Below are 25,750 nucleotides of genomic sequence, written 5' to 3'. Positions count from 1 at the left end.
CAGTCTCAACCGAAGCGGCCCGGGAGCCCGTGGCCGCATCAGCGCGGCAACTGCTCGATCAGCTGCAGCTGACGAACCGGGAAACCACCCTGGCCCGGGTGGCCGAGATCATCAACCGTCAGGGCGGTAACAGCGCGGACCTGTTACTGGACATTCGCGGCAAGTCTCTTCTGGTTCAGGCGGCCGTCGGCAAGACTGAACTGGCAACCGGTGACTGGGTAAAAGTGATGCGGGCCGGCAATGAGCTGCAGCTGATGGGCAAACTGGCACCCGCACCCGAAGCCGGTATCGCCCGAGCGCTGGCCCAGCGACTGCCCTGGCAGCAAACCCTGGATGGTGGACTGGCAAGGCTGCTGGGCACTCTCACACAAGGCCTCCGGCAAGACCCGCTACCGGGCCAACTGCCCTCATCGCGAGGCCCCCAACCTCTGCCGGAGGCCGCCAGACAGGCTATTGAACAAATGATGGCGAGGCTGCCTTCGGGGAACAGTCTGACTCCCGGTTCTGGCAGCCAGGACACGACATCGCAACAGGTCCGGCAATGGCTTTCAGAAAGTGGCCTGTTCGCCGAGTCGCGACTGGCCCAGGCACCCTCTGCCCAGTTGCCCGATCTCAAGCTGGCGCTCGGTAGAGTGATCACCGCCTTGCTTGCCCAACAGGGCAGTACACCAGAACACTTCAACCGGCTGACACCTATCTCGACGCCAGAGCTCATGCAGGCGCCGCTGCAATTTCCCCAACCGCTGGCCACACCCCAGGCCCCCGGCAGTGGCGAAGCGCCCAGCGTCGGGCAGATGCTCCGCCTGCTGGCCGGAATGCTCAACCGGATCACCGTCAACCAGTTGCACAGCCAGGTACTTACTGCCCGTGGTGGCGGCGATGCAGCAGGGCCCGCACCTGCCTCTACCCTCGTACTCGATCTGCCATGGCTGACGCCACAGAATGAACCGAGGCTGGCGCAGGTCCGGATCGAACAATATCCCGAAGACCGGGAATCGGAAACCCGATCCGCGAAAACCACCACAGCCGAGTGGCGGCTTTCACTGACCATGGACCTGGATGAGGCTGGCTCCCTGCATTTCGATGTTGCCCTTCGCCAACAGGCAGTGAGCGCCCGGGTCTGGGCAGAAAAACAGACAACCCTGCGTCAGGTGAACCAGGAGCTTCCCGCGTTGCGACAGAGCCTAACCGATCTGGGCCTGGAAGTGACAGACCTGGATTGCCGCCGCGGCACGCCGCAAAGCAGCGTCACCCGACTCGAACACAGACTGGTGGATACACGGGCATGACATCAGAAACACAACAGCAAAGCAGGGCCGCCGTTGCGCTCAAGTACGACGGTGAGAAAGCGCCCACCATCAGCGCCACTGGCACCCACGAGCTGGCGGAGGAGATCATCCGAATCGCCCGGGAGCACAACGTTCCCCTTTACGAAAATGCGGAGCTGGCCAGCATTCTGGCCCGCCTGTCACTGAACGAAGAGATTCCCGAATCGCTCTACCGGGTAATTGCGGAGATCCTGGCGTTTGCCTTCCACATTCGCGGGCTCACCCCAGAAGATCGCAAACCCGGCGCACCGGATGATTCAGTGAATCAGTGAGCGCAGCGCCCAGGCCTGCTGCCAGTTGTCGCCACGCCTTGGCGCCACCGTGGTTTCAAAGTAATGACGCAGCCGGCGCCGATCCTCCGGCTGGTCCTTCAGGGCCGAGCCGATGATGTGGTGCATCAGCTGCTCAACCGTGATGCTTCCGCCACCGTAATACCAGGCGTTGAGGCTGGCCGCGTGAGCGACCGACACGGCTTCCGCGGTGGAAAGAGCCGAACCGGCGAGGCGATCGGTGCTGCGTCCGTCCAGGGTCTGGCCATTGCGCAGCTCGTGGAACATGGTCACCAGAATCTCGACCACCGATTCTTCCAGCGCCACCTCGATGCCAGCCCGACTGTTGGCCCTGCGGACCTCCCGGAGCACAACATCCATCTCGTCGGCCAGATGACGGATAGGCCGGATTTCCTCGAAGTCCATTCGCCGCTTCAGGGCAGCGCTCATCCGGTGCACACCCTCGTCGATACTGTTGGACGTGGCGATAACGTTAAAACCTTCCCGCGCGAGCACCACACCGTCCTCGCCCGCCAGCTCGGGAATCACCACCACCCTGTCGGACAGCACAGAGAGCAGCGCATCCTGCAGCGCCTGTGGGCAGCGGGCGATCTCTTCAAACCGGACCATTTGCCCTTCCATCATGCCCCGCAGCAAGGGGCTGGGTACCAACGCCTTCAGGCAGGGGCCCTCGGTATGCAGTACCGCTTCGTTCCAGCTATACAGCAGTTGCCCGACGCTGCTCACCGCCCCACCCTGCAAGGTTAACGTGGAGCTTCCCGAAATGGCGGCGGCCAGCAACTCCGACAACCAGGATTTGGCGGTACCCGGCTCGCCGACCAGAAGGCAGCCGCGGCTGGTGCACAGGGAAATGATGATCCGGACCACCATGGCCCGGTCGGCAACGAACTTCCGCTCAATGCCGAGTTTCTCATCCCCCATGACGAACTTTTCCACCGCCCGCGGCGACATCTGCCAGCCTGGTGGCACCGGGCCATGATCCATCCCTCTCAGCTTGTCCAGCTCAGCGGCATAGACCACTTCTGCCGGTTCCCGCTGGGCTGCCTTTGTAACCGATTGCTTGTTGCTCATTCCTGACTCCTGCGGCCGCCCCGAACTTCCGGTGCCATGCGCTCCCTCGGGAGAATCCGCGGCAGTTCGGAAAGCGGAATAATGCCTTCAATCACATGGTCCAGGGCGCTGTCCCGCATGGTCACCAGTCCGGCATCGAGAGCGCGCCAGCGAAGCTCACCGATGGGCGGTTGGCTGGAAATGGCATTCCGGATGTCCGAATCAACTTCCATATACTCGACGATCGCCACTCGCCCCTGGGTGCCGCGGCCGTTGCATTTGTCACAACCGGCGCCCTGAAAACACCGGAAATCCGCGGGCGGGCCGTCGGGAAACACCTCGGACAGAATCACCGGGTCCGGCTCTGCAGGCTGGCAACAATGCTTGCAGATGCGCTTGGCCAGCCGCTGGGCGATGACAGCCAGCAGCTCACCGGCAATGGAATTCGGGTGGATACCCAGATCATACAAGCGCTGCAGTGAATCCACCGCGTCGTTGCAGTGCAGCGTGGACAGAACCACGTGGCCGGTCTGGGAGGCCCGTATCGCCTCCAGAGCGGTTTCCTGGTCACGGATCTCGCCCACCAGAATGACATCCGGATCTTCCCGGACAAACGCCCTCATGGCATCGGCGAAACCAAAGCCAATTTCTGATCTGACCCGGGTTTGTTGAATGTTGTCGATGGAGTACTCGATGGGGTCTTCCACCGTGATAACTTTCCGGCGGCCGTCATCGGCAAGGGTCTGCAGCCCCGCATACAGCGTGGTGGACTTGCCTGACCCGGTCGGACCGACCACCAGCACCAGTCCCGCCGGGTTATCCAGCAAGCGCTGATAACGGGCACCGATCATGGATGACATGCCAAGTTCGGCAATGGTCATGGCGCGGCCGGTCTGCGGCAGCAGACGTATAACGGCATGTTCGCCATGGAGCGAAGGCTGGGTCTGTATCCGCAGATCGTAGGCCATATCGCCGAGCTGCAGCCGGGACCGCCCACCCTGGGGCAGCCGGTGCTCGGCGATGTTCAGCTCTGCCCGCAGCTTGATGACGTTAATCACCCCTTTCATCTCCCGGGCCGACAGCTGGTACTGGGGCAGATCATGGAGATCGCCATCCACCCGAAGGCGAATGCGAATCCGGTCACCGTACTGTTCTATATGGATGTCGCTGGCTTTTTCACTTACAGCGTCCATCAGAATGGCTTCGTAGACAGACACCAGATAGGGGCTGACGTGCTTGTTTTTCGGATCCTTGCCCAGAAGCTGATCCTTGCTGCCAGTCGGGTCCGCCGCCTGGTTCGGGGTTGGTTCCTGATCCGCTGCAAAGCGGCGCCCTTTGGCAGTCAGATCAAGAGCTGACCAGAGCCGACGAAAGTCCGTCGGTGTAACCAGCAGGCAGTCAACCACCTGGTTAGGACTCAACCGCTCGAGCTGATCAGTGCGCGCATCGGGATCGTCGGTCACAACCGTGATCCGACCATCTTCCTCGGCGATGGGTATCAGTCGTGAGAGATCCAGAAACGTTCGGGAAAATCGCCGGAAAAGCGCCGGATGGAGATCCGGCAGAAGCTCGTCCGCATCGGTGAAGGTCATGCCCCGCTGACGGGCAAGAGAACGGTAGAGATCAATCTCTTCAAGATTCAGTTTCCGGCGGAGCACGTCCAGCAGCCGGCAATTCTGCTTCGCTGCCTCCGCCTTTGCCTCGGCCAGGACCGCTTCGTCCACGACACCCTGATCAATGAGGATCTGCTCGACGTTACGGTTGAAGTCGACCCAGCCCAGGGTGCGCACACGCTTGAGCTTGGCACCCTGTTTTTCGAACATGGCCAGGCTCGGGACGGGTCCCGCTCGCCCTTCAAGACACACCAGGCGCCCCCCCTCACGAACCAGGTGCGCCAGGGCAGTCTGGTCCCTGACAAACGAGGTACACAAAACGAGATCACAGAGTGGATCAGGCTAGGGCGCCTCTTCCGCACGGGCAACAACGACATCCACATTGTGCATACCCAGACGGACAAACCGCTCTCTGGCAGCCTCGGCGACAACGGCATTCCGCTCCACGTACAGGACCCGATGGGCGAGCCCGGACAGCACAGCGGCAAAATAGCCTGAGCCACCGCCCACGTGCATCACCATCTGATCCGGTTCTATTTCCGGGAGCAGGGAGAGAATGTGGCTGACAGTTTCTTCGCGGGGAATGGAGTGGCCGGTTATCGAGGCAACCAGGTCGGAACCGGAAACAAAATCATGGCGGGATACAGATCGAAGGGCCTCAAGGGCCCTCGGATAGACTCTCTTCATTCAACAACGTCCGTAACGGCTTGGTATCAGGCCGCCTGACGTTTTCTGAGTGCTGACACCAGCTCGGCCTCGGGACGGGAAATTCCGCACGTGTTCATAAGATCGTCGATATCGGCGCCGAGATCAACCAGTCGAGAGGCTTCATCGTAAGAGATTCGCAGCGGATCGTTCTGGCGCATTTCGTCGAGCGTGGTCCTCAGCTCGTGCAACTGACGCTCACAGCTAACCAACCGCTGCCCTACCCCCATGCTGCCACTGGTGGTGGCATGCAGTTCCCGGCCAAGGGTATCACAGCGCTCTTTCAGCGTTGCTCGGAGGCTACGTACCTGGCGCCCGAGAACCAGGCCCTGAACGAAAACCAGAGACAGGGCCGCAACAGTCAGCGCCCAGGGAAGGTATGAAGGAATTTCTGCAAACATGACGGATGTCTCCCGTTAATTGCCACGGAAGGCATCCATCGTGAGGCCTGTAGCGGGTTGCCCCGGATCACAGTGCCGCGATTTCAGCCCACTCGTGGTCTGACAGCATCTTGTCGAACTCAACCAGAATGATCAGTTCGCCATCCTTGTTGCACACGCCCTGGATAAATTTGGCACTTTCCTCGTTACCCACGTTCGGTGCAGTTTCAATTTCGCTGGCTTTCAGGTACACCACCTCGGCGACAGAATCCACCAGAATGCCCATAACCTGGTTGGCAGATTCCATAACCACAATCCGGGTGGCATCGGTTACTTCGGCATCGGCCAGGCCAAAGCGCCGGCGGGTGTCGATAACGGTAACCACGTTACCCCGAAGGTTGATGATGCCGAGCACATAATCCGGGGCCCCCGGAACCGGAGCAATCTCCGTGTATCTCAGCACTTCCTGAATCTGCATGACGTTCAGACCGTAGGTCTCATCATCCAGCCGGAAGGTAACGTACTGCAGTACCTGATCGTCCTGGGCCTGATTGGTTTGTCCGCTCGGGGATGCCATAGCGATGTTTCTCCTCTTGGGCTGCCCGGCGGGCAACCTGATCGTCAAAAAAATATCATCAGTGCCCAATACTATAGTTAAGGGCACAAACCGTGCCAGCACGGCTCGGTTTCATTCAGTAACCATTGTTTGCGTCAGCTCAGATCCAGATGGTGCTCTCTTTCCGCCCTCACCAGCAAGTCTGCCATGGTGCGCACATCAATCAGCGCACACATGTGGTCAATCACAGTGCCGGCCAGCCACGGACGCTTGCTTCGGGCTGTGCGCCAACGCACTTCGTCCGGCCGGAGGGTAAAGGACTGGGCGACGTCATCACAGGCGAGCCCCCAGTCGCTGTTATCCAGCCGGATCACGAACCGGTAGTTGTCCCGGGCATCGGGCGGCACCCGCCCTGCCATGATCCATTCGGCGGTATCCACCACCCTCAGGTTCTGATCCCGGTCCGGGCGGATTCCCATGTACCAGCGTGGACTTCCCGGGATGGGCCGGATCTCTTCTTCAATGCGGTGAATGGCACCGAGCAGAATCAGAGGCACCGCCAGCTGCAGACCGGCCACCGTGAAAATGAGGCACTCAAAGGGCTGTTCTGACCACTCCGGGCGGGACGGCGGCGCGGCCGGCTCCGGCGCAGGCTGAGCTTCAATCCTTGCCTTCGGCACCGGCGCTTCCGGCACCTGTCGCACCACTGGCCTCTCAGGTTCCGCCGGCGTTTCCCGGACCCGTTTGGGTGGTTCAGGTCTTGCCGGCGGTTTTTCGACGGTTGGCACAGATGCCGGTTTCGTGCGGGTTGCCACCCGCGGTTCCGGAGGTGCAGGTTTCACCGGTTCCGGCGCTTCGATTTCCTCCCGAAGCGCCGTATCAGTGGCCGTGTGCAGCAGTTCGTCAAGATAACTGGCAATGGCAGTTTCCGGATCCGCCAGCCGTGTCAATTTATCGTCAGCCATGCTGACGCTCCTTCACCCTGCCCACCCGGGCCATGAGATCATCCAGCAGATGGCTGTAGGCGCGGACACCATGGGTTTCGGCATCCAGCGCGGACGGTGTTATGCCGCCCTGGCTGGCATCCCGAAACTTGGTGTCCACCGGAATCGCAAACTGCCAGAGGGACTCGCGGTAGGTCTTCCGCAACAGGTTCAGGCTTTTCACCGACGCCTGTGTCCGCCGGTCATACAAGGTGGGCACAATGGTGTAAGAAAGTTCGTTTTTCTGGGAACGCATGATCATCTTCAGGGTGTGGAGCATGCGCTCCAGGCCCTTGATGGCCAGAAATTCGGTTTGCACGGGAATGATCAGATGCTGGGCTGCCGCAAGGGCGTTAACCATCAGAACCCCCAGAGAGGGAGTATTGTCGAGCAGGACATAATCAAAGTCGTCCCAAAGCTGAGTCAGGGCCCGGGAAATGATCAGCCCCATGCCTTCCACGCCGATCATTCGTCGCTCAAGGGTAGCCAGGGCTGCACTCGCCGGCAAAAGGGACAGGCCCTTGCAGCTGGTCTCCGTAATCAGTTGGGCGGGTAGCCCTTCCGGAACCTTGCCCTGGTGCTGGAACAGGTCGAAAACACTGTGCGCGATTGTATCCGGATCGTAACCGAACCAGCTGGTGAGCGAGCCATGCGGGTCCAGATCCACAACGAGAACACGCTTGCCGCGTTCGGCAAGCAAGCCGCCCAGGGCGACCACACTCGTGGTTTTACCGACACCACCTTTTTGATTGGCTACTGCCCAGATTCGCACGCTTTGATTCTCCAGAGAATACATCGGTGTGGCCGGCAATTAACCGTTGCCACAGTCCCGTTTATCGGCCATTCCCCGGGCAACTTGAACCAGTCCTCGGAAAATCCGGCAAGCTGTTGCCGGCGCCTTATTGTTAACGGGGAGTAATACAGGAACCATGCCAATGGCTCTATACGCATCTGCCGACGATCGGGTCAGCGCATGGCACCGCGAATACTGGCGTCACGGGAGATCAGCAATACCACCCGGCGGTTTCTGCGGCGCCCTTCCTCAGTGTCATTCCGGGCAACCGGCTGATACTGGCCATAGCCGACAGCCGCCAGACGTTCCGGCTCGATGCCCTCCATCACCAGCATCCGGACCATGGCAGCCGCCCGGGCGGCTGACAATTCCCAGTTTGACGGAAAACGGGAGGTACTGATCGGCTGATTATCGGTGAAGCCTTCCACTTTGACAGCGTTGTCCCGGTTGTTCAGAACCGTGGCGATTTTCTCGACCACCTCGAACGCATCGTAATGGGGCTCGGCATCGCCGCTGCCAAACAACAGACTGTTGGGCAGATTCAGCTCCAGCCACTGGTCGCTGGTCTCAAGCGACACCACGCCCTGGTTGATCAGCTCATCAAACTCCATGGAAAGCTGGTCAGCCATGGCTCGCAGCGCTTCGGTCCGCGCCTGCGCGTCCATCTCCGGATTTCGGGGCGCTTCGGTCACCGCCGGCGGGATTACGTTCTCGGCAGGCGCATTCAGCGATCTCTGGGGCTGGTCGCCAATCTCGATTGGCTGGAAGGAGCGCTGGGGTGCATTGAACACGCCGGTCAGGGTTTCAGAAAGGACTTTGTATTTGCCTTCGTTAACGGACGATACCGAGTACATCACGACGAAAAAGGCGAACAGCAGGGTGATGAAATCCGCGTAGGAAATCAGCCACCGCTCCTTGTTGTGCAGATCATCCTGGGGTTGCCTACGGCGCCGCATAAGTTGGCCTGCGCATGCTTACTGCAGGAAGCCCCGCAGCCGCAATTCGATGGATTTCGGGTTTTCACCCTCGGCGATGGCAATCAGGCCATCGATCATCATGTCCTCATAGCGGGTGCGCTCCCGCACGATACCGCGCATCTTGTTAGCGACCGGGAAGAACAGGAGGTTGGCCAGCGCCACACCGTAGATGGTGGCTACAAAGGCGGTTGCGATCCCGCTACCCAGGGATTGGGGATCCTCAAGGTTGGTCATCACCTGGATCAGGCCCATGACAGCCCCGATAATGCCGATGGTTGGCGAGTAACCACCCATGGCCTCGAACACCTTGGCCGACTCCAGATCCCTCTGCTCACGGGATTCCAGATCAACTTCCATGATGCCCCTGATGGTCTCGGTTTCGGCACCGTCGACCAGCAACTGCAACCCCTTGCGGGCAAAGGGCTCCGGCTCGCGCTCGGCAAGCCCTTCAAGGCCTAGCAAGCCCTGCTTGCGAGCTTTTACACTCCAGTCAATGACTTTTCCGATACCGTCTTCAAGGTTGATAAACGGCGGGAAAAAGACCCAGCGCACCTGAGTGAAAGCCCGCTTCAGCATGGGCCACGAGGTCTGCAGGATAGTCGCGGCCAGAGTGCCACCGATGACGATGATGGCCGCCGGCCCATTAAACAGTGAGCCAACCGCTCCGCCTTCCAGCAGGTTACCGCCAAGAATTGCGGCAAAGGCCAGTATGACCCCGAGCAGGCTCAGGATATCCATCAGCACACACCTTCCGCGAGGCGTGGCCCGATCTCGTCCAGGGACAATACATCATCCGTCAGCCCTGCCTTGGCGACGGCCATCGGCATGCCGTAGATCACAGACGATTTTTCATCCTGGGACCATATATCGGAACCGCTCTGCTTCATCATCCGACAGCCTTCTTTGCCGTCCGAGCCCATCCCGGTAAGAATGACGCCCAGCGTCTTGCCCGGAAAGCTGCGGGCAAGAGAACCGAAGGTAACGTCCACGCAGGGTTTGTAATTGAGCCGCTCGTCTCCGGGCAGAATACGGATCCTGGGCTGTCCGCCCCGATTCTCGACCATCATCTGTTTGCCGCCGGGCGCCAGCAAAGCCAGGCCGGGCCGCAACACATCACCATCCTCAGCCTGCCGGACTTCAATCCGGCAGAGCTTGTTAAGGCGTTCGGCGAAGGCAGGCGTAAAACTCGCCGGCATATGCTGCACCAGAACAATCGGTGCCGGGAAGGTCGCGGGCAACACCGTCAGTACCCGCTGCAGGGCAACCGGGCCGCCGGTTGAAGTACCAATGCCAACAACGGCGTAATGCTTGGCCGGCCCACGGCGGCCATGGCGCCTGGGGGCCTCGGTTTCGCCCGGAGAACCTGCCGACGCTGCCGGAGCCCGGGTGTCAGGACGCTGACGCGGTGCTGGTTCCGGACGCGGGCGCCCTGCAGGCTCCGGCGCCCGGGAGGCCGGAGCTGAAGGTTCCGCGCGGGAAGGCGCAGGAGAACGGTTGCCGGGACGACTGCGGGCTACATCCAGAATCCGCTCAATCAAGATTTTCTGAAGCTGACTGTTGTCCCGGGCAATTTCTTCGAAATTCTTGGGCAGAAAATCAACGGCGCCGGCCTCGAGCGCATCCAGTGTGACCCGGGCGCCCTCATAGGTGAGCGATGAGAACATGAGCACCGGTATCGGATGTTTGCGCATGATTTCGCGCACGGCAGAGATGCCATCCATCACGGGCATCTCATAATCCATGGTAATCACGTCGGGACGCAGTTTCTCGGCCAGCTCAACGCCTTCCCGACCATTGGTCGCAGCACCTACCACTTTGATCTGGCCGGAGCTGGTCAGGATTTCCGTCAGCCGCTTGCGAAAAAACCCTGAATCGTCAACGACCAGGACAGAAACTGTCATCCACTTCTCCTACCCAATCCATCGTTCTTCGGCCTTCTCTGGCAAAAAGCGCCGGAAGGCCCGGCTCAACCGTAATGTTGCAACAGGCTTGGCACATCAATAATGAGTGCAATCCGGCCATCGCCGGTAATAGTGGCACCGGCCATGCCTGGCGTACCCTGGAGCGCTCGCCCAAGGGGCTTGATAACCACTTCTTCCTGACCAACCAGCTGGTCGACCACGAACCCGACCTGCTTGGTACCCATGGCCACAATGACAACATGGGCGTTATCGGGCACCTCCTGGCCAGCACCGCCACGAACCAGCCAGCGCTTGATATGGAATAGCGGGAAGACTTTATCCCGAACCACAATGCACTCGCGCCCATCGACGATGTTGGTCTTGGTCAGGTCCAGATGGAAAATCTCGACCACGTTGACCAGCGGCAACGCAAAGGATTGATCGCCCAGCATGATCATCAGGGTGGGCATGATGGCGAGCGTCAGCGGAACCTTGATGACAATGCGAGAGCCCTTGCCCAGCTCGGATTCGATGCTCAACTGGCCATTGAGCTGGCCAATCTTGGTTTTCACCACATCCATGCCGACGCCACGTCCGGACACATCCGAAATCTGCTCCTTGGTGGAGAATCCGGCGGCAAAAATAAGGTTGTAACACTCCGAATTGGTCAGCCGGTCCGCGGCGTCCTGGTCGTAGATACCCTTTTCGACTGCTTTGCGGCGCAGGACTTCCGGATCCATGCCCGCGCCGTCATCCTCGATAAACAGCAGAATATGGTCTCCCTCCTGCTCGGCAGAGAGGGTAACCGTGCCCTGGCGTGGCTTCCCGGCCTTCTCGCGGACTTCCGGAGCCTCGATCCCGTGGTCCACCGAATTCCGCACCAGGTGAACCAGCGGATCAGACAGCGCTTCAACCAGGTTCTTGTCGAGATCGGTTTCCTCGCCATGCATCACCAGGTTCACCTCTTTCTTGAGGTTTCTGGCGAGATCGCGCACAACGCGGGGGAACCTGCCGAACACCTTTTTGATCGGCTGCATGCGGGTCTGCATGACGGCGGACTGGAGATCAGTCGTAACCACATCCAGGTTGGATACCGCCTTGTGCATGTGTTCGTCTTCACTTTCAGCACCCAGACGCTGCAAGCGGTTACGCACCAGCACCAGCTCACCCACCATATTCATGATGTCATCGAGCCGCTTGGTGTCGACACGAACCGTCGTTTCCGCGGCCGGGGCATTCTCGCGAGCAGGCATCGCCGGTGCGGCAGCGCCTTTGGCCTCCGGCTTCTCGGCCGGCTTCGACTTTTCGGGTTTTGACGCGTTTGCTTTCGCTGAAGCTGGTTCTTTTGAAGATGCAGGCTGTTTCGGCGCTGAGGGCTGTTTTGGAGCTGCAGGCTCTTTCGAGGCTGAAGGCTCTCCGCCCGCGGTCGGGCTTCCGCCCTTGCCGTGAAGATCGTCCAGCAGTTTCTCGAATTCGTCGTCGGTGATCAGGTCATCGCCGCCAGCAGATCCGGCCTTGGCAGCCGGCTTTTCTTCTTTACCAGAAGCCTCTTCCTCGCCAGCTGGCGCACCGGCAAACTGACCTTTTCCGTGCAGTTGGTCCAGTAGCGCTTCGAATTCGTCGTCGGTTATTTCGTCGTCTCCAGAACTTTCCTGGTCACCGCCGGCCGATCCGGCGCTCGAAGCCGAGGAAACCTCCGCTGATTTCTCGTCCTGCAGTGCGTCCAGAAGCTGTTCGAACTCGTCGTCGGTGATGTCGCCACCGTCTTCTGCCGGTTCGCTCTCTTCCTGCTCAGGTTGAGCGGCAGCGGGCGGTGCCCCCTCGCCTTCAGGCTGGGCCAGGGCATCCAGACGGGCAATCAGTTCGTCCGGAGCCGGCGTCAGCTCCTCATGATTGCGGACCTGCTCAAACATGGCATTGACGTAGTCGAGTGCTTCTAGAACCACGTCCATCAGTTCGGAATCCACCTTGCGCTTGTGATTACGCAAGATGTCGAAAACGTTTTCCGCGGAATGGCAGCAGTTCACCAGCGCTTCAAGCTGAAGGAAGCCGGCTCCGCCTTTCACGGTATGGAAACCACGGAAGATGGCGTTGAGCAGATCACTGTCGTCAGGATGTCGCTCAAGATCTACCAACTGCTCTGACAGCTTTTCGAGGATCTCGCCGGCTTCTACCAGGAAGTCCTGCAAAATCTCTTCATCAGCATCAAACGCCATGCGTTACCCTCATTATTCAGAAACCGAGACTGGACAACAGGTCGTCTACGTCGTCCTGCCCCGAAACTACATCTTCACGCTCATCGGCCTTGATCTGGGGCCCGACGCCCTTCTCTGCAGACTCTTCTTTTTCTTCAATCTGGTGCACCGTGCCCGTGAGCTGGTCCACATGACTGGCCATCACCACCAGGCTGAGCATCTGCTCCTCAACCTCTTTCACCAGGGCGGTGACCTTCTGGATGACCTGACCTGTCAGATCCTGATAGTCCTGAGCCAGCAGGATTTCCGACAGGTTGCTGTACATGGTGTCGGCATCGGTTGCCATGCTGACAAAAAAGCGATCAATCCGGCCGTACAGCTCGCGAAACTCAGCCGGCTGCATTTCCCGGCGACGCAGGCGCTGCCACTCATCACGCAACGCGGCGGCCTCGTCTCTGAGGGCATTCGCCACCGGCATGGTTTCCTCAACCAGGTCCATGGTCCGGTTGGCTGCTTCACCGGTCATCTGCACAACGTATTCGAGACGATCAGAGGCATCTGTCATCTTTGACAGTGCTTCCTGCTGCTCGGCGTTACGGGGATCAATCTGGAAGTTCCGGATTGCTTCGTGCAGGCTCCGCGTCAGCCGCCCTACCTCACGGTACAGACTCTGATCCCTGACCTCGCTGAGTTCATTGATCAGGGTCATGGCTTTGGCATAATCACCCGCATCAACACTCTCGGCCAGTTCCGCTGCCTGCCGCTGGAGCTTTTCCGTCACCTCCGGTTCAAGGCCCCGATGGTTCTTTTTGCTATCGCTCATGAGAGCCATCCGACCTCTGGTTACTGGATTCTTTCAAAGATTTTCTCAATCTTTTCCTTGAGCACGGCAGCGGTGAACGGCTTGACCACATACCCGTTTACGCCTGCCTGGGCAGCGGCAACGATCTGGTCGCGCTTGGCCTCAGCAGTTACCATCAATACCGGCAGGGTTTTCAGATTCTCGTCCGCCCGAACGGCCTTGAGCAGGTCGAAGCCTGACATGCCAGGCATGTTCCAGTCGGTCACCAGAAAATCGTATTTGCCGCTTTTGAGCATTGGCAGTGCCGTGTTGCCGTCGTCAGCTTCATCGGTGTTGGTGAAGCCAAGATCACGCAGCAGGTTCTTGATGATCCGTCGCATTGTGGAGAAGTCGTCCACAATGAGGATTTTCATGTTTTTGTCCAATGGGACCTCCAGTTAGTAACACCCGGAATTCGTTTGACCTTTGCGTTCAAAGTCTAGCAGGCCGCTGTTTTAACCGCTTATTGTCGGACCTTTGCTTCGGTTGTAAAGCATCGGTTACCAAAAACTACAGACTACCTCGTTGGCGACACAGACTGAACGCGGTCAGTTGTCCGATTCCTGACGCCAATCCGAGAGCCGTCCCCGAAGGCGCAGGGCTGCCTGGCTGTGAATCTGGCTTACCCTGCTCTCACTGACGCCGAGCACCGCGCCAATCTCCTTGAGGTTCAGTTCTTCCTGGTAGTAAAGGCTCAACACCAGCTTTTCCCGCTCCGGCAGGTCTTCAATCGCCTCAGCGAGGCTCCGCCGGAAGGCATCGGAGGACAACCCCTCAAGGGGATTATCCTGCGTCTCTGTCTGTTCTATCGGCAGCTCTCCGGATTCATTGAGCTCGTCGAGGCTAAAAAGTCGACCGCTGTTGGAATCGGAAAGGTAGGAGTGGTATTCGGGTAGCCCCATACCCAGCTCTTCGGCCACTTCCTGGTCGTGGGCTTCGCGGCCAAGTCTATCTTCAACGGCCTTGATGGCCTGGGAAATGCGACGGGCGTTGCGATGAACAGAACGTGGCACCCAGTCACCCTTGCGGATTTCGTCCACCATGGCGCCGCGAATACGGATACCGGCGTAAGTCTCGAAGGTAGCACCTTTGGTAGAGCTGTAACGCTGGGCGGCCTCGAGCAGACCGATCATGCCGGCCTGCATCAGGTCTTCAAGCTGGACGGACGCCGGCAGGCGAGCCATCAGGTGAAGGGCAATTTTCTTGACCAGCGGCGCGTGCTGCTCAATGAGCTGAGCCGGCTTCTGCGCACTTGACTGGTTATAGATTCCGAGGTTTTTCGCCAATGTCATGTATCCGGTTTTTTGTTTGACTGGATCCGATTCAGACTTCGACGAGCCGCTCCACAAAAAATTCCAGATGCCCGCGGGGAGAGGACGGCAACGGCCAGCTATCTACCTTGTCCGCCAGCGCCTTGATGGCCAGTGAAGCTTTCGCCCTGGGATAGGCGTCCAGCACCGCACGCTGCCGCTGAACCGCTTTCTTCACGGCCTCATCGTAGGGGACTATTCCTACGTATTGTAGTGCCACATCGAGGAAGCGCTCGGTGACCCGGGTCAGTTTTTCAAACAGATGCCGGCCTTCCTGCTCATTCCGGACCTGATTGGCAAGAATACGGAAGCGGTTGGTTCCATAATCACGGTTCATCAGCTTGATCAGGGCATAAGCATCGGTGATCGAGGTCGGCTCGTCGCAGACAACCAGCAGCAGCTCCTGCGACGCTCTCAGAAAACTGACCACTGACTCGGAAATACCGGCGGCGGTATCAACGATCAGGACATCGATCTGATCACCCAGTTCGCTGAACGCATTAATCAGCCCGGCATGTTCCATGGGGCTGAGCTGGGTCATTCGTTGGGTACCGGAAGAGGCGGGGACAATCTTGATGCCACCGGGACCATTCACCAGAACGTCCTTCAGATCACAGTCGCCCGCCAGAACATCCTGGAGGTTGCGATTGGCAGTGATGCCCAGCAAGACGTCGATATTGGCGAGCCCCAGATCGGCGTCGAGCAGCACCACTCTCCGGCCTTTCTGCGCCAGGGCAATTCCGAGGTTCACCGACACGTTACTCTTGCCGACACCACCCTTTCCGCCGGAAACTGCAATCACCTGTACCGGATGTGCTCTGCTCATACTGTTTTTGGTCTCTCGCCACGTTTCGCCGGCTTTGTCTCCGACGCCTGCTGTCAATCTGTCCGGTCTCAGGCGTGCTCTTTCAGGCCCTCTGCGACCGCTTGCTGTTGCTGGAGTGTTTTCAGCCGATCCACGGCCAACCGCACCAGCGGAACGGCTTCTGCGTGGTGCAGGTCTTCAGGAATCTTCTGGCCGTCTGTGTAATAGGCTACCGGCAGACCGGTTTCCATCACAAACCCGAGAGACTCGCCCAGCGTCAGGGCCTCGTCGATTTTGGTCATCACACAGCCCGCAAGATTTGCCATCTTATAGCAATGCCACACGGATTTCATGATGCGAGGCTGACTGGTTGCCGAGACCACCAGATGGGTTTTGATATTGTGATGGCTGCGAGCCAGTTCGGCCAGCTGTTCCTGATAGCCTTTGTCCGCACTGGTCAGTCCGGCGGTATCAATCAGCACCAGATGACGGTCTGACAGCTCGTCCAGAATATCGTCCAGACTGTGGCTCTCATCAACGACCCGAACCGGCACATTCAGGATCCGACCGAACACGAATAACTGCTCGTGCGCCGCCACCCGATAGCGATCCGTGGTAACCAGGGCCACGGAATCGGAACCATGCTTGAGCACGTAGCGAGCGGCGAGTTTTCCGATGGTGGTGGTTTTCCCGGACCCTGTCGGACCCACCAACGCGTAGGCGCCGCCCTCATCCAGCCACTCCATGCGGGAGGTCCGGACCCCGGTACACAGCATTTTCAGGGACTGCTTCCAACCGTCTTCCAGGCGCCCCGCCTTGTGACGACGGGAAATTGACCCCGCCAGATCACTGCCGAGGCCGAACTCCTGCAAGCGCTCGGCAAGCCTCTGCTGCACGGCGGTGGTCGCAGAAACCTCCGGCTCCTGTTGCGGCCGATGGCCCTGCATCATGTCTTTGAGCGAGCTGATCTCGGCCCGCATCTGCGCCAGCTCATCGGAATAGGCTTCCCTCGGCGCCTGTGGCAGAGGTTCAATATCACCAAAACCACCGCTCACCTCTTCCTGAATGGCAGCGAACGAACCGGCGTAGCTCGCGCCCTGCGATGCCCGCTTTTCCCGTACTTCACGGATGCGGTCCCGGGACCGGCTCAGCTCGTCCTCAAGACGCCTGTGCTGGTCGGCCTGCATCTCGGCCAAGCGGGACCCGTTGGTGGCTTCTTCTGCCTGGTTGCCCAGTCGCTGGCGCGCCATATTCTCGTCATAGTCCAGCGCCGTCACAATTTCGACACCGCCGTCGACCCGACGATTGGAAAGGATCACGGCGTCCGGCCCCATCTGTTCACTGACCTGCTTGAGCGCCTCGGCCATGGTCTGAGCAAAAAACCGTTTTACTTTCATGATGCCTCTTCCTCCACCGGCAACGCCGTGCCGGCGCTGTCCGCTCTGTCATCCGCGCCGTTACTGGCCAACGGACGCCACGATCGTAATCTGTTTGTTATCCGGAATTTCCTGGTACGAGAGCACATGGAGCCGCTCTACCCCGTAGCTGGCGAACTTCGCCAGCACCGGCCTCAGGGGCCCGGACACCAGCAGAATGGCTGGCTTGCCGAGCATCTCCTGACGCTGGACGCTCTCCTGAAGCGAGCGCTGGAGTTTTTCAACCATATTCGGCTCCAGGACCAGGCCAATATCTTCCTGTCCGCCGGATTGTTGACTCTGCTGAACAGACTTTAGCAATAACTGTTCCAGATCCGGATCCAGGGTGATCACCGGTATCTCTGATTCGTTGCCGCAGATACTCTGGACAATCATCCGGCGCAGGGACTGCCGCGCAACGGTGGTCAACAGCTTCGGATCCTGACTCTTCGGATGCACGTTCACGATGGCCTCGGCAATGGACCGCATGTCTCGGATCGGCACTTCTTCCTTCAGGAGGTTCTGCAGCACTTTCAGCAGCAGACTGATGGATACGGTGGTGGGTACCAGTTCCTCGGCCAGCTTCGGAGAAATCTTTTCAAGCTGATCCAGCCATTTCTGGACTTCCTCATGGCCCAGCAGCTCGTGGGCGTGTTTCTGCAGTACCTGGTTAAGGTGGGTCGCGACCACCGTACTGGCATCGACCACGGTATAGCCGAGCGTCTGGGCCTGGTCTTTCTTGTCTGGCTCAATCCAGCTGGCGTCCAGACCGAACGCCGGATCCTTGCCTTCAATGCCTTCTATCTTTCCGAATACCTGACCGGGGTCGATGGCCAGTTCGCGGTCCGGATGGATTTCCGCTTCGGCAATGGTCACGCCCATCAGGGTGATGCGGTAGACATTGGGCATCAGATCGAGGTTGTCTCGAATGTGGACCGAGGGCATCAGGAAGCCGAGATCCTGGGACAGCTTTTTACGAACGCCCTTGATACGACTGAGCAACTGACCACCCTGTGACTTGTCCACCAGCGGGATCAACCGGTAACCCACTTCCAGACCGACAATATCGACAGTGGACACATCGTCCCAACCCAGCTCCTTGGTCTCTCCGGGGGCCGGTAGCTGACGCCCCTGATCGCCGCCAGCATCACCGCCTGGAGGCAGATCACGACCCGCCGGCCGTGGAGCCGCCCCGCCCGCGCCCCTAACCGGGAATGCGCCATCTTCTTCGACGGTCTGTCTCTGGTGCTTCCAGATATACCAGGCAGCGCCGGCGGCCAGTGCACCCAGACCCAGGAAGGCCACGTGGGGCATTCCGGGAATCAGACCGAGAATGATCAGGATAGCGGCGGCAATGGACAGCGCCTTGGGCGCGCTGAACATTTGCTGGAGGATCTGGCCGCCCATGTCCTGGCTGGAGGTAACCCGCGTTACCATGATTGCCGCAGACGTGGACAGCAGCAGCGAGGGAATCTGTGCCACCAGACCGTCACCAATGGTCAGCAGCGCATATCGCTCCATGGCCAGCCCGAAATCCAGACCGTGCTGCAGCATACCAATGGCAATACCGCCAATGATGTTGATGGCAAGAATCAGCAGGCCGGCAATGGCGTCGCCCTTCACAAACTTGGACGCACCGTCCATGGAGCCGTAGAAATCCGCTTCCTGGGCGATTTCGGCACGACGATGCTTGGCCTCATCCTGATTGATCAGGCCGGCGTTCAGATCCGCATCAATCGCCATCTGCTTGCCGGGCATGGCATCCAGCGTGAAACGGGCGCTCACCTCGGAGACCCGGCCGGCACCCTTGGTCACGACCAGGAAGTTGATGATCATCAGGATCGCAAACACCACCAGACCCACGGCGTAATTGCCGCCGATCAGAACGGCGCCGAAGGATTCGATCACTTTACCGGCGGCATCGCCGCCTTCGTGGCCGTTCAGCAGAACAATCCGGGTGGACGCCACGTTCAGGGCGAGACGCAAAAGTGTGGCTACCAGCAGGACTGTCGGGAAGGACGCAAACTCCATCGGCCGCAGGGCGTAGACACACACCAGCAGAATGACAATGGACAGGGTGATGTTGAAAGTAAAGAACACGTCCAGGAGGAACGCCGGCATGGGCAGAATCATCATGCCCAGCAAGCCCATCAGCATGATGGGTATGCCCAGGTTGCCCCGCGTCAGGGTTTTGACGTTATTGAGGACTAAAGCTCTGTCCATGCCGGATACTTCTCCGATTGGCCGTGCCTGCAGGCGTTTTGAAGGTCGAAAATCTGACACCGGAGCGTCGTTTGGAAGGGTTATCGCAAGATCCGTACCACTCCTTAGGGGATTTCCGTTAAGCAGCCATTTGCGGCCTGACTCGCCTTGCCAGATGCGGTATCCTTGCGCCATTTGATCGCGACGCCAAAATTCCAACCAGACACACAGGTGACCCCATGCCAATCCACGAGGTAAAACACCCTCTGATCCGCCACAAGCTCGGCATCATGCGCCGTGCGGATATCAGCACCAAGAATTTCCGGGAGCTGGCACAGGAAGTCGGTGCACTCCTGACCTACGAGGCCACCAAAGACTTCAATCTGCAGGAAAAGACCATCGAAGGCTGGGCAGGGCCGGTTAACGTGGAACAGATTCACGGCAAGAAAGTCACCATCGTGCCGATCCTGCGGGCCGGCCTTGGCATGCTTGACGGTGTCCTCAGTCTGATTCCGGTGGCCCGGGTCAGTGTTGTCGGCCAGATCCGCAATGAGGAAACTCTCGAGGCCAGCACCTACCTCGAAAAGCTGGTGGGCGAACTGGACCAGCGCATGGCCATGATTGTCGATCCGATGCTCGCCACCGGCGGCTCAATGATCTCCACCATTGACCTGCTCAAGAAGGCTGGCAGCACCGAGATCCGGGCCCTGGTTCTGGTTGCCGCGCCCGAAGGCGTTGAAAAGGTTCTGGAAAAACATCCGGACGTATCTATCTACACCGCCTCCGTTGATGAGCGCCTCAACGACAAAGGCTACATCCTTCCGGGTCTCGGCGATGCCGGCGACAAAATCTTCGGCACCAAGCAAAAGGACGTTTAAGAATGCAGGACCATACCAACGACCCGGTCTGGAAACAGGCCATTGCTGGCTCCCAGATGCTGCTGGTGGCGTTCGGCGCGCTGGTTCTGATGCCACTGATTACCGGGCTGGATCCCAACGTGGCCCTGTTTACCGCCGGCCTGGGCACCCTGATCTTTCACGTGGTGACCGGCGGTCAGATCCCGATTTTCCTCGCGTCGTCCTTCGCCTTTATTGCCCCCGTAATTGCCTCCAAAGGCAAGTTCGGCATGGAAGAGACACTCGGCGGCCTGATGGCAGCGGGTATTCTCTATATTTTCCTCAGTGGACTGGTACGGATGCGGGGCACCGGCTTTGTCCGCCGCCTGCTGCCGCCAGTGGTTATCGGCCCGGTGATCATGACTATCGGTCTCGGCCTGGCGCCGGTTGCCGTTCACATGGCCTCCGGCCGCACCGGTGATGGCGCGAACCAGCTGATTCCCTACGACACGGCGATCTGGATCGCCATGATCTCGCTGGCCGTAACCATCATCATGTCGGTCTGGTCGAAAGGCATTTTCCGGCTGATTCCGATCATGTTCGGCGTTATCACCGGCTACATCCTCTCCGCGTTTGCCGGTATCGTGGATACCACGCCAATCCGGGACGCCGCCTGGTTCGCCGTTCCCAACTTTGTTGCGCCGGAATTCAGCTGGGGCGCCGTGCTGTTCATGATCCCCGTCGCCATTGCCCCGGCCATTGAACACATCGGTGACGTGCTGGCCATCGGCAACGTGACCCGAAAGAACTACCTGGAAAAGCCGGGCCTGCACCGCACCCTGCTGGGTGACGGCCTGGCCACCAGCGCCGCCTCCATGCTTGGAGGACCGCCCAACACCACCTACTCGGAAGTCACCGGCGCCGTTATGCTCACCAAGAATTTCAACCCCAAGGTCATGTGGTGGGCTGCCTGCATCGCCATTGTTCTGGCTTTCGTTGGCAAATTCGGCGCAGCACTGCAAACCATCCCGGTGCCCGTCATGGGCGGCATCCTCTGCCTGCTGTTCGGTTCCATTGCCGTCGTTGGCCTGAACACACTGATCCGCCACCAGGTAGATCTGTCGCAGTCTCGCAACCTGGTTATCGTAGGCGTTACCCTGGTGTTCGGTATTGGCGGCATGGTGCTCGGGCACCTCGAAGGCATCGCGCTCTGTGCGGTGGCTGCCATCATCCTGAACCTGATACTGCCCGGCAGCCGCGAGGCATGGGGTAAAGCCGTCTATGAGCAGAAAGCCGACTGACAGCTCCGGCATGCCCCCCCCCCGCGGCATTCGGTTACGGCAGAAACACCCTCTGCTCCACATGGTCGAAGCCGATCTGCCCGACATGGCCGCCCGCAAGGCCCTCCGCCTGATGGCCACCGGCCGACTGGCCGCCGCCATGGCCAAACGCCCGGGCTCGGTTTACCTCTCCGAAAGCTACTACCAACCCCGCCAGCCGTTGCTGAACACTACCCTCAAAGCGCTCGGTAGCGTCCTCGGGGCCGTTACCCGCAGCGAGGTATCTTTCCACTTCCAGACCGACGAAGAGGCACGGGAACATCTCCTGTCCTGTGGGTTTGCCTCCGCCACAGTGCACGATCCGCGATCCTGGTATGGGATTCTGCCAATCCCCGAAAGCCGCGGAGAGCCGATGGTTCGGGTTATTGAGGCTGGTTGCTGATCTTACGTTCAAGTCCTGCCCTAGCCTGCTGTTTCGGTGGAAGAGGTTTGTGGGTCTGCTTCCCAAAAAACGCTACGAGCACATCCATGTGCGCTTGGCTGTGGCCATCCATGGCCACAGACATTTTTGGGAAGCAGACCCACAAACCTCGCACAACTGACGGGAATCCGCCAAAACCACTAAGGTTGGATTAGGCGAAGCTGTAATCCGACCTACGATTCTGACATTCAATGCGATATCGAATCGCTCAGAAGCGGGTTGTCGGGTTGGCCTCCCAAAAATGTCGGCGGCCATGGATGGCCGACGCCAAGCGCACATGGATGTGCTCGTAGCGGTTTTTGGGAGGCCAACCCGACAAGCCGCCAGCACCAGTCCTCGCAGGCTACCAAAAGAAACCCAGCTCCAAACTAGACGTCCCGCCGCAAATCCGAGGGGATCGGGAACTCCGGCATACCAGGCTTCGGCCCACGCCCCTCGCGGAACTGGCGGAGCTGGAACACATAGGCGAGCACCTGGGCAATGGCCATGTACAGGCCATCGGGAATCTCCTCGCCGATGTCGGTGTTGTGGTACACCGCCCGAGTCAGCGGCGGCGTTCTCAGAATCTCGACTTTGTTCTCACGGGCAATTTCCATGATTTTGAAGGCCACCTCATCGGCGCCCTTGGCCACCACTATCGGCGCGGCCATCGCCTTCTGATCGTATTTCAGGGCCACGGCGTAATGGGTCGGGTTAGTGATCACCACATCTGCCGTAGGCACGTCCTGCATCATGCGGCGCTGGGCCATTTCACGCTGGAGTTGGCGGATCTTGCCTTTGACCTCGGGTTTGCCCTCGGTGTCCTTGTATTCGTCTTTCACCTCCTGCTTGGTCATGCGCAGTTTTTTCTGGTGATCGTAGATCTGGAAGGGTACGTCGATCGCCGCGATGATGATGGTGGCGCAGGAAAGCAGGAAGAAGCTCCAGGCGATGGTCCAGAGTACATGCTCCATGGCCGGCACCACCGGCTCCTCGGCAATAGCCAACAGGTCTTCCGTGCGCAGATCGAGGATCAGAATGGCCAAGGCCATTACCAGACCGACCTTGGCAATGGCCTTGACCAGTTCGATGAGGGAGCGCATTGAAAACATGCGCCCGAGGCCCTTGATGGGGTCCATGCGATTGAGTTTCGGGGCCACGGCTTTGCCGCTGATCAGCAGGCCGCCGATGCCGATGGAGCCGAAGATAGCGGCGATCAGCAGTAATACCAGAATGGGAGAGAGAGCCCAGGCCGCTTCCTTGGAGGATTCGATGAGCTGGACGCTCATGTGGCGCATGTCGAAGATGGCGGAGCGTTCGATAACGAAGCTATCGCGCATGATCGCCTCCAGCGAGGCTCCCAGGCTGGCGCCGAACATCAGCATGCCGCCGGCGCCTGCCAGGAGGACGGCCATGGTGGCCAGCTCTTTTGAGCGCGCAGTCTGGCCCTCCTCCTTGGCTTTTTCGAGCCTTCGGGGGGTGGCCTCTTCCGTTTTTTCCTGACTGTTGTCGTCTTCTTCGGCCATAACTCTCTACGGCTGCCCCTGCAATCCCCGCATGAAATCAAACGTTTCCCGGGCGTACTGATCGAAGTGCGGCAGAAAATTGGCGTGCAGCACCCATATCGCAAACAATCCAAAAATCAGGCCAATCGGGAAACCCAACGCGAAGATGTTCATCTGGGGAGCGGCGCGCGTCATGACACCAAAGGAGATGTTGACGATCAGCACGGCAGTAACCGCCGGCAACGCCAGGAGCATGGCGGAGGCGAACATCCAGCTGATCCGGTGGGCCAATTCCCAGATTCCGGTCTGGCCGAGGCCTTCCATCCCGATGGGCAGGGTCCGGAAGCTCTCGATAAAGACTTCAAAGGCAACCAGGTGGCCGTTCATGGCCAGGAACAACAGGGTAATGGTGATGGTATAAATCTGGGAAAGTACGGGCACGTTCACACCGTTGGCCGGATCGACCATCGAGGCAAAGCCCAGCCCCATCTGCATGGCGATCATCTGGCCGGCAATCACGAACAACTGCCAGAGTGCGGTCAGCGCAAAGCCCATGCCGACGCCGATGAGTATCTGCTGCAGGGTAATGACCACGGCATCGGCGCTCAGGGCTTCCACCTGAGGAACGGGCGGTATCATGGGCGCGATGAGTATGGTCATCAGCAAGGCCAGCCCGAGACGGATCCGGGCCGGCACCAGCTGGGCACCGAAAATGGGGATCACCATCAGGAAGCTGGCCAGGCGGAACAGCGGCCAGAGGTGCTGGCCGACCCATTGGCCGATCACATCCGCGCTGATCTCCGCCGGTATCATCCGTCAGCCAATCAGGTAGGGTATGTTGCCGAACAACCGGTTGGCATGATCCAGCAGCTGCGTGAGCATCCAGGGGCCCCAGACGATGATGACAATCAACGTAACCAGCAGGCGCGGCAGGAAGCTCAGGGTCTGTTCGTTAATCTGGGTGGCAGCCTGGAAGGTACTGACCACAAGACCAATCACCAGCCCCGGGCCGATGATGATCGAGGCAAGAAGCACGATCATCCACAGGGCTTCGCGCAGGATGTCGATAACGGTTTCCGGAGTCATGATGCCTCCTATATTCCGTAACTGGCGGCGAGTGTGCCCATGATCAGGGCCCAGCCATCCACCAGAACAAAGAGCATGATCTTGAACGGCAGGGAGATGATGATCGGCGACAGCATCATCATACCCATGGCCATGAGAACACTGGCCACCACCATGTCGATAATCAGAAACGGTATAAACAGGATAAACCCGATCTGGAATGCGGTCTTGAGTTCACTGGTCACGAATGCCGGCATCAGGATCCAGAAAGACACGTCCTGCGGCGTCTCGTACTGCGTGTCAGAGATCCTCATGAACAGGGCCAGATCGCTCTCACGGGTCTGTTCCAGCATGAATTTCCGGAACGGTTGGCTTGCCAGCTCGACCGCCTCCAGGGAGGTTACTTCCTCCTGCATGTAGGGTTGCAGCGCCACCCGGTTGGCCTCCTCCAGCACCGGTTTCATGATGAAGATGCTTAGAAACAGGGCCAGACCAAGAAGAATCTGGTTCGACGGTGTGGATTGCAGGCCAATCGCCTGGCGCAGGATCGCAAACACAACGATGATGCGGGTAAAAGACGTCATCATCATGAGCATGGCCGGCAGGAACGTCAGCGCTGTCATCAGCGCCAGGATCTGCAGGGTTACCGAGTATTCCTGAGCGCCCTCGCCTTCTCCGGGCGTCACAGTGAAAGCCGGTATACCGGGGATGCCGGAAGGCTCCTGAGCCAGCGCCAGTGGCGCCCAGACAAAGCCCGCCAAGACAATCAGGGATGGAAGCAGTCGCTTGATGGTTGCCGCAAGCATGGGGCTAGTCGTTCCTTGTCGGGGAAGTCCAGGATTTGCCGATCATGCCCTGCAGACGCCGGGCAAAATCACTGGAGCCGGCGCTGCCAGCCTCGACAACCGGCTCGTCAAACACATGCAGGGTCCGGATCGCCGATGGGGTAATACCCAACAGGATCTGCTGGCCGCCCACCTCAATTAGGGCGATACGCTCGCGAGCACCAATGGCCATCACCGACACCACCTTGATGGCGTTGTTGTTCATGCCGGTCATGCCATTCATACGGCGGATAATCCAGGCGCAGCCATAGATCACGGCAATCACTGCCACCAGCCCCAACCCGAGGCTGACAATGGTGCCAACGGTATCCGGGGCACGCACGGGTGAATCAGGGGCAACCGTCTTGGCAGTTTCCTGGGCAAAGGCCGGGTTGATCAGCAGCAGCGCCAGTACCGCAATGGATTTGGACCACAT

The 25,750-nt window shown here is 59.3% G+C and carries 27 protein-coding genes; 5 read left to right on the top strand and 22 right to left on the bottom strand.

Going from position 1 to position 25,750, the window contains the following annotated elements; all coding sequences use genetic code 11:
* Window positions 1-29: 29 nt before the first annotated feature.
* Both fliK and MDHKLMBL_RS02115 read left to right on the top strand, forming a co-directional pair.
* A complete protein-coding gene (fliK, locus tag MDHKLMBL_RS02120; protein WP_175497411.1) occupies window positions 30-1,289 on the top strand; it encodes a flagellar hook-length control protein FliK in 1,260 nt (419 codons plus the stop codon).
* Complete coding sequence (locus MDHKLMBL_RS02115) at window positions 1,286-1,600, top strand: EscU/YscU/HrcU family type III secretion system export apparatus switch protein (RefSeq protein ID WP_053112456.1); 315 nt, start codon at window positions 1,286-1,288, stop codon at window positions 1,598-1,600. The genes fliK and MDHKLMBL_RS02115 overlap by 4 nt, the downstream gene beginning before the upstream one ends.
* Here MDHKLMBL_RS02115 and MDHKLMBL_RS02110 read toward each other — a convergent pair.
* From MDHKLMBL_RS02110 to flhA, 17 genes are all read right to left on the bottom strand, one after another.
* Complete coding sequence (locus MDHKLMBL_RS02110) at window positions 1,586-2,689, bottom strand: ATP-binding protein (RefSeq protein WP_053112458.1); 1,104 nt, start codon at window positions 2,687-2,689, stop codon at window positions 1,586-1,588. The genes MDHKLMBL_RS02115 and MDHKLMBL_RS02110 overlap by 15 nt on opposite strands.
* Window positions 2,686-4,599: a GspE/PulE family protein gene (locus MDHKLMBL_RS02105; protein WP_241956159.1), complete on the bottom strand. Its 1,914-nt coding sequence runs from the start codon at window positions 4,597-4,599 to the stop codon at window positions 2,686-2,688. Before MDHKLMBL_RS02105 ends, MDHKLMBL_RS02110 begins: the two co-directional genes overlap by 4 nt.
* Window positions 4,600-4,623: 24 nt before the next feature.
* The gene (locus tag MDHKLMBL_RS21110; RefSeq protein ID WP_241956158.1) at window positions 4,624-4,968 is read right to left on the bottom strand and encodes a protein-L-isoaspartate O-methyltransferase family protein; all 345 of its coding nucleotides are present in this window, start codon (window positions 4,966-4,968) and stop codon (window positions 4,624-4,626) included.
* Window positions 4,969-4,994: 26 nt separating this feature from the next.
* Window positions 4,995-5,387: a DUF2802 domain-containing protein gene (locus MDHKLMBL_RS02100; protein ID WP_053112462.1), complete on the bottom strand. Its 393-nt coding sequence runs from the start codon at window positions 5,385-5,387 to the stop codon at window positions 4,995-4,997.
* 67 nt (window positions 5,388-5,454) lie between these two features.
* On the bottom strand, window positions 5,455-5,943 hold the full coding sequence (locus tag MDHKLMBL_RS02095; RefSeq protein ID WP_008173094.1) for a chemotaxis protein CheW: 489 nt from the start codon (window positions 5,941-5,943) through the stop codon (window positions 5,455-5,457).
* 134 nt (window positions 5,944-6,077) lie between these two features.
* Window positions 6,078-6,887: a chemotaxis protein CheW gene (locus tag MDHKLMBL_RS02090; protein ID WP_008173093.1), complete on the bottom strand. Its 810-nt coding sequence runs from the start codon at window positions 6,885-6,887 to the stop codon at window positions 6,078-6,080.
* Window positions 6,880-7,677 (bottom strand): ParA family protein, encoded by a 798-nt coding sequence (locus MDHKLMBL_RS02085; protein ID WP_039881985.1) that lies wholly within the window; start codon window positions 7,675-7,677, stop codon window positions 6,880-6,882. Before MDHKLMBL_RS02085 ends, MDHKLMBL_RS02090 begins: the two co-directional genes overlap by 8 nt.
* Before the next feature lie 194 nt (window positions 7,678-7,871).
* Window positions 7,872-8,654, bottom strand: coding sequence for a flagellar motor protein MotD (gene motD, locus MDHKLMBL_RS02080; protein ID WP_008173091.1), 783 nt, complete (start codon window positions 8,652-8,654; stop codon window positions 7,872-7,874).
* Between the two features lie 18 nt (window positions 8,655-8,672).
* The gene (locus MDHKLMBL_RS02075; RefSeq protein WP_008173090.1) at window positions 8,673-9,413 is read right to left on the bottom strand and encodes a flagellar motor protein; all 741 of its coding nucleotides are present in this window, start codon (window positions 9,411-9,413) and stop codon (window positions 8,673-8,675) included.
* Window positions 9,413-10,576 carry a protein-glutamate methylesterase/protein-glutamine glutaminase gene (locus MDHKLMBL_RS02070; protein ID WP_008173089.1) on the bottom strand — a complete coding sequence of 388 codons (1,164 nt, stop codon included), beginning with the start codon at window positions 10,574-10,576 and terminating at the stop codon, window positions 9,413-9,415. Before MDHKLMBL_RS02070 ends, MDHKLMBL_RS02075 begins: the two co-directional genes overlap by 1 nt.
* Before the next feature lie 65 nt (window positions 10,577-10,641).
* A complete protein-coding gene (locus MDHKLMBL_RS02065; protein ID WP_092033234.1) occupies window positions 10,642-12,792 on the bottom strand; it encodes a chemotaxis protein CheA in 2,151 nt (716 codons plus the stop codon).
* Window positions 12,793-12,808: 16 nt separating this feature from the next.
* On the bottom strand, window positions 12,809-13,594 hold the full coding sequence (locus tag MDHKLMBL_RS02060) for a protein phosphatase CheZ (RefSeq protein ID WP_053115437.1): 786 nt from the start codon (window positions 13,592-13,594) through the stop codon (window positions 12,809-12,811).
* Window positions 13,595-13,614: 20 nt separating this feature from the next.
* Window positions 13,615-13,998, bottom strand: coding sequence for a chemotaxis response regulator CheY (gene cheY, locus MDHKLMBL_RS02055; protein ID WP_008173086.1), 384 nt, complete (start codon window positions 13,996-13,998; stop codon window positions 13,615-13,617).
* A 162-nt stretch (window positions 13,999-14,160) separates the two neighbouring features.
* Entirely contained in the window at window positions 14,161-14,904 is a 744-nt protein-coding gene (locus tag MDHKLMBL_RS02050; RefSeq protein WP_014577616.1) for an RNA polymerase sigma factor FliA, read from the bottom strand.
* 31 nt (window positions 14,905-14,935) lie between these two features.
* The gene (locus tag MDHKLMBL_RS02045; RefSeq protein WP_041646273.1) at window positions 14,936-15,748 is read right to left on the bottom strand and encodes a MinD/ParA family protein; all 813 of its coding nucleotides are present in this window, start codon (window positions 15,746-15,748) and stop codon (window positions 14,936-14,938) included.
* 68 nt (window positions 15,749-15,816) lie between these two features.
* Window positions 15,817-17,124, bottom strand: a complete 1,308-nt coding sequence (gene flhF / locus MDHKLMBL_RS02040) for a flagellar biosynthesis GTPase FlhF (protein WP_053112466.1) — start codon at window positions 17,122-17,124, stop codon at window positions 15,817-15,819.
* 60 nt (window positions 17,125-17,184) lie between these two features.
* A complete protein-coding gene (gene flhA, locus MDHKLMBL_RS02035) occupies window positions 17,185-19,365 on the bottom strand; it encodes a flagellar biosynthesis protein FlhA (protein WP_041645324.1) in 2,181 nt (726 codons plus the stop codon).
* Between the two features lie 218 nt (window positions 19,366-19,583).
* On the opposite strand from flhA, the gene upp reads away from it, so the two are divergent.
* The 3 genes from upp to MDHKLMBL_RS02020 are packed head-to-tail and all read left to right on the top strand — an operon-like array spanning window position 19,584 to window position 21,902.
* Entirely contained in the window at window positions 19,584-20,222 is a 639-nt protein-coding gene (gene upp / locus MDHKLMBL_RS02030) for a uracil phosphoribosyltransferase (RefSeq protein ID WP_008173081.1), read from the top strand.
* Between the two features lie 2 nt (window positions 20,223-20,224).
* The gene (locus tag MDHKLMBL_RS02025; RefSeq protein ID WP_104270016.1) at window positions 20,225-21,481 is read left to right on the top strand and encodes a uracil-xanthine permease family protein; all 1,257 of its coding nucleotides are present in this window, start codon (window positions 20,225-20,227) and stop codon (window positions 21,479-21,481) included.
* The gene (locus MDHKLMBL_RS02020; RefSeq protein ID WP_241956157.1) at window positions 21,462-21,902 is read left to right on the top strand and encodes a hypothetical protein; all 441 of its coding nucleotides are present in this window, start codon (window positions 21,462-21,464) and stop codon (window positions 21,900-21,902) included. Before MDHKLMBL_RS02025 ends, MDHKLMBL_RS02020 begins: the two co-directional genes overlap by 20 nt.
* A 407-nt stretch (window positions 21,903-22,309) precedes the next feature.
* Here the strand turns inward: MDHKLMBL_RS02020 and flhB are convergent, their stop codons facing one another.
* The 5 genes from flhB to fliO are packed head-to-tail and all read right to left on the bottom strand — an operon-like array spanning window position 22,310 to window position 25,750.
* Complete coding sequence (gene flhB / locus MDHKLMBL_RS02015; RefSeq protein WP_104270015.1) at window positions 22,310-23,446, bottom strand: flagellar biosynthesis protein FlhB; 1,137 nt, start codon at window positions 23,444-23,446, stop codon at window positions 22,310-22,312.
* Window positions 23,447-23,452: 6 nt separating this feature from the next.
* On the bottom strand, window positions 23,453-24,238 hold the full coding sequence (fliR, locus tag MDHKLMBL_RS02010) for a flagellar biosynthetic protein FliR (RefSeq protein ID WP_104270014.1): 786 nt from the start codon (window positions 24,236-24,238) through the stop codon (window positions 23,453-23,455).
* A 3-nt stretch (window positions 24,239-24,241) separates the two neighbouring features.
* Complete coding sequence (fliQ, locus tag MDHKLMBL_RS02005; RefSeq protein WP_008173075.1) at window positions 24,242-24,511, bottom strand: flagellar biosynthesis protein FliQ; 270 nt, start codon at window positions 24,509-24,511, stop codon at window positions 24,242-24,244.
* Between the two features lie 8 nt (window positions 24,512-24,519).
* Entirely contained in the window at window positions 24,520-25,296 is a 777-nt protein-coding gene (gene fliP / locus MDHKLMBL_RS02000; protein WP_014577624.1) for a flagellar type III secretion system pore protein FliP, read from the bottom strand.
* A gap of 4 nt (window positions 25,297-25,300) precedes the next feature.
* A complete protein-coding gene (gene fliO / locus MDHKLMBL_RS01995) occupies window positions 25,301-25,750 on the bottom strand; it encodes a flagellar biosynthetic protein FliO (RefSeq protein ID WP_014577625.1) in 450 nt (149 codons plus the stop codon).

Source organism: Marinobacter flavimaris (assembly GCF_002933295.1).
Lineage (GTDB): Bacteria > Pseudomonadota > Gammaproteobacteria > Pseudomonadales > Oleiphilaceae > Marinobacter > Marinobacter flavimaris.
The sequence above is the reverse complement of the archived record's forward strand: the minus strand, read 5'-3'. Positions and strand labels throughout refer to the sequence as shown.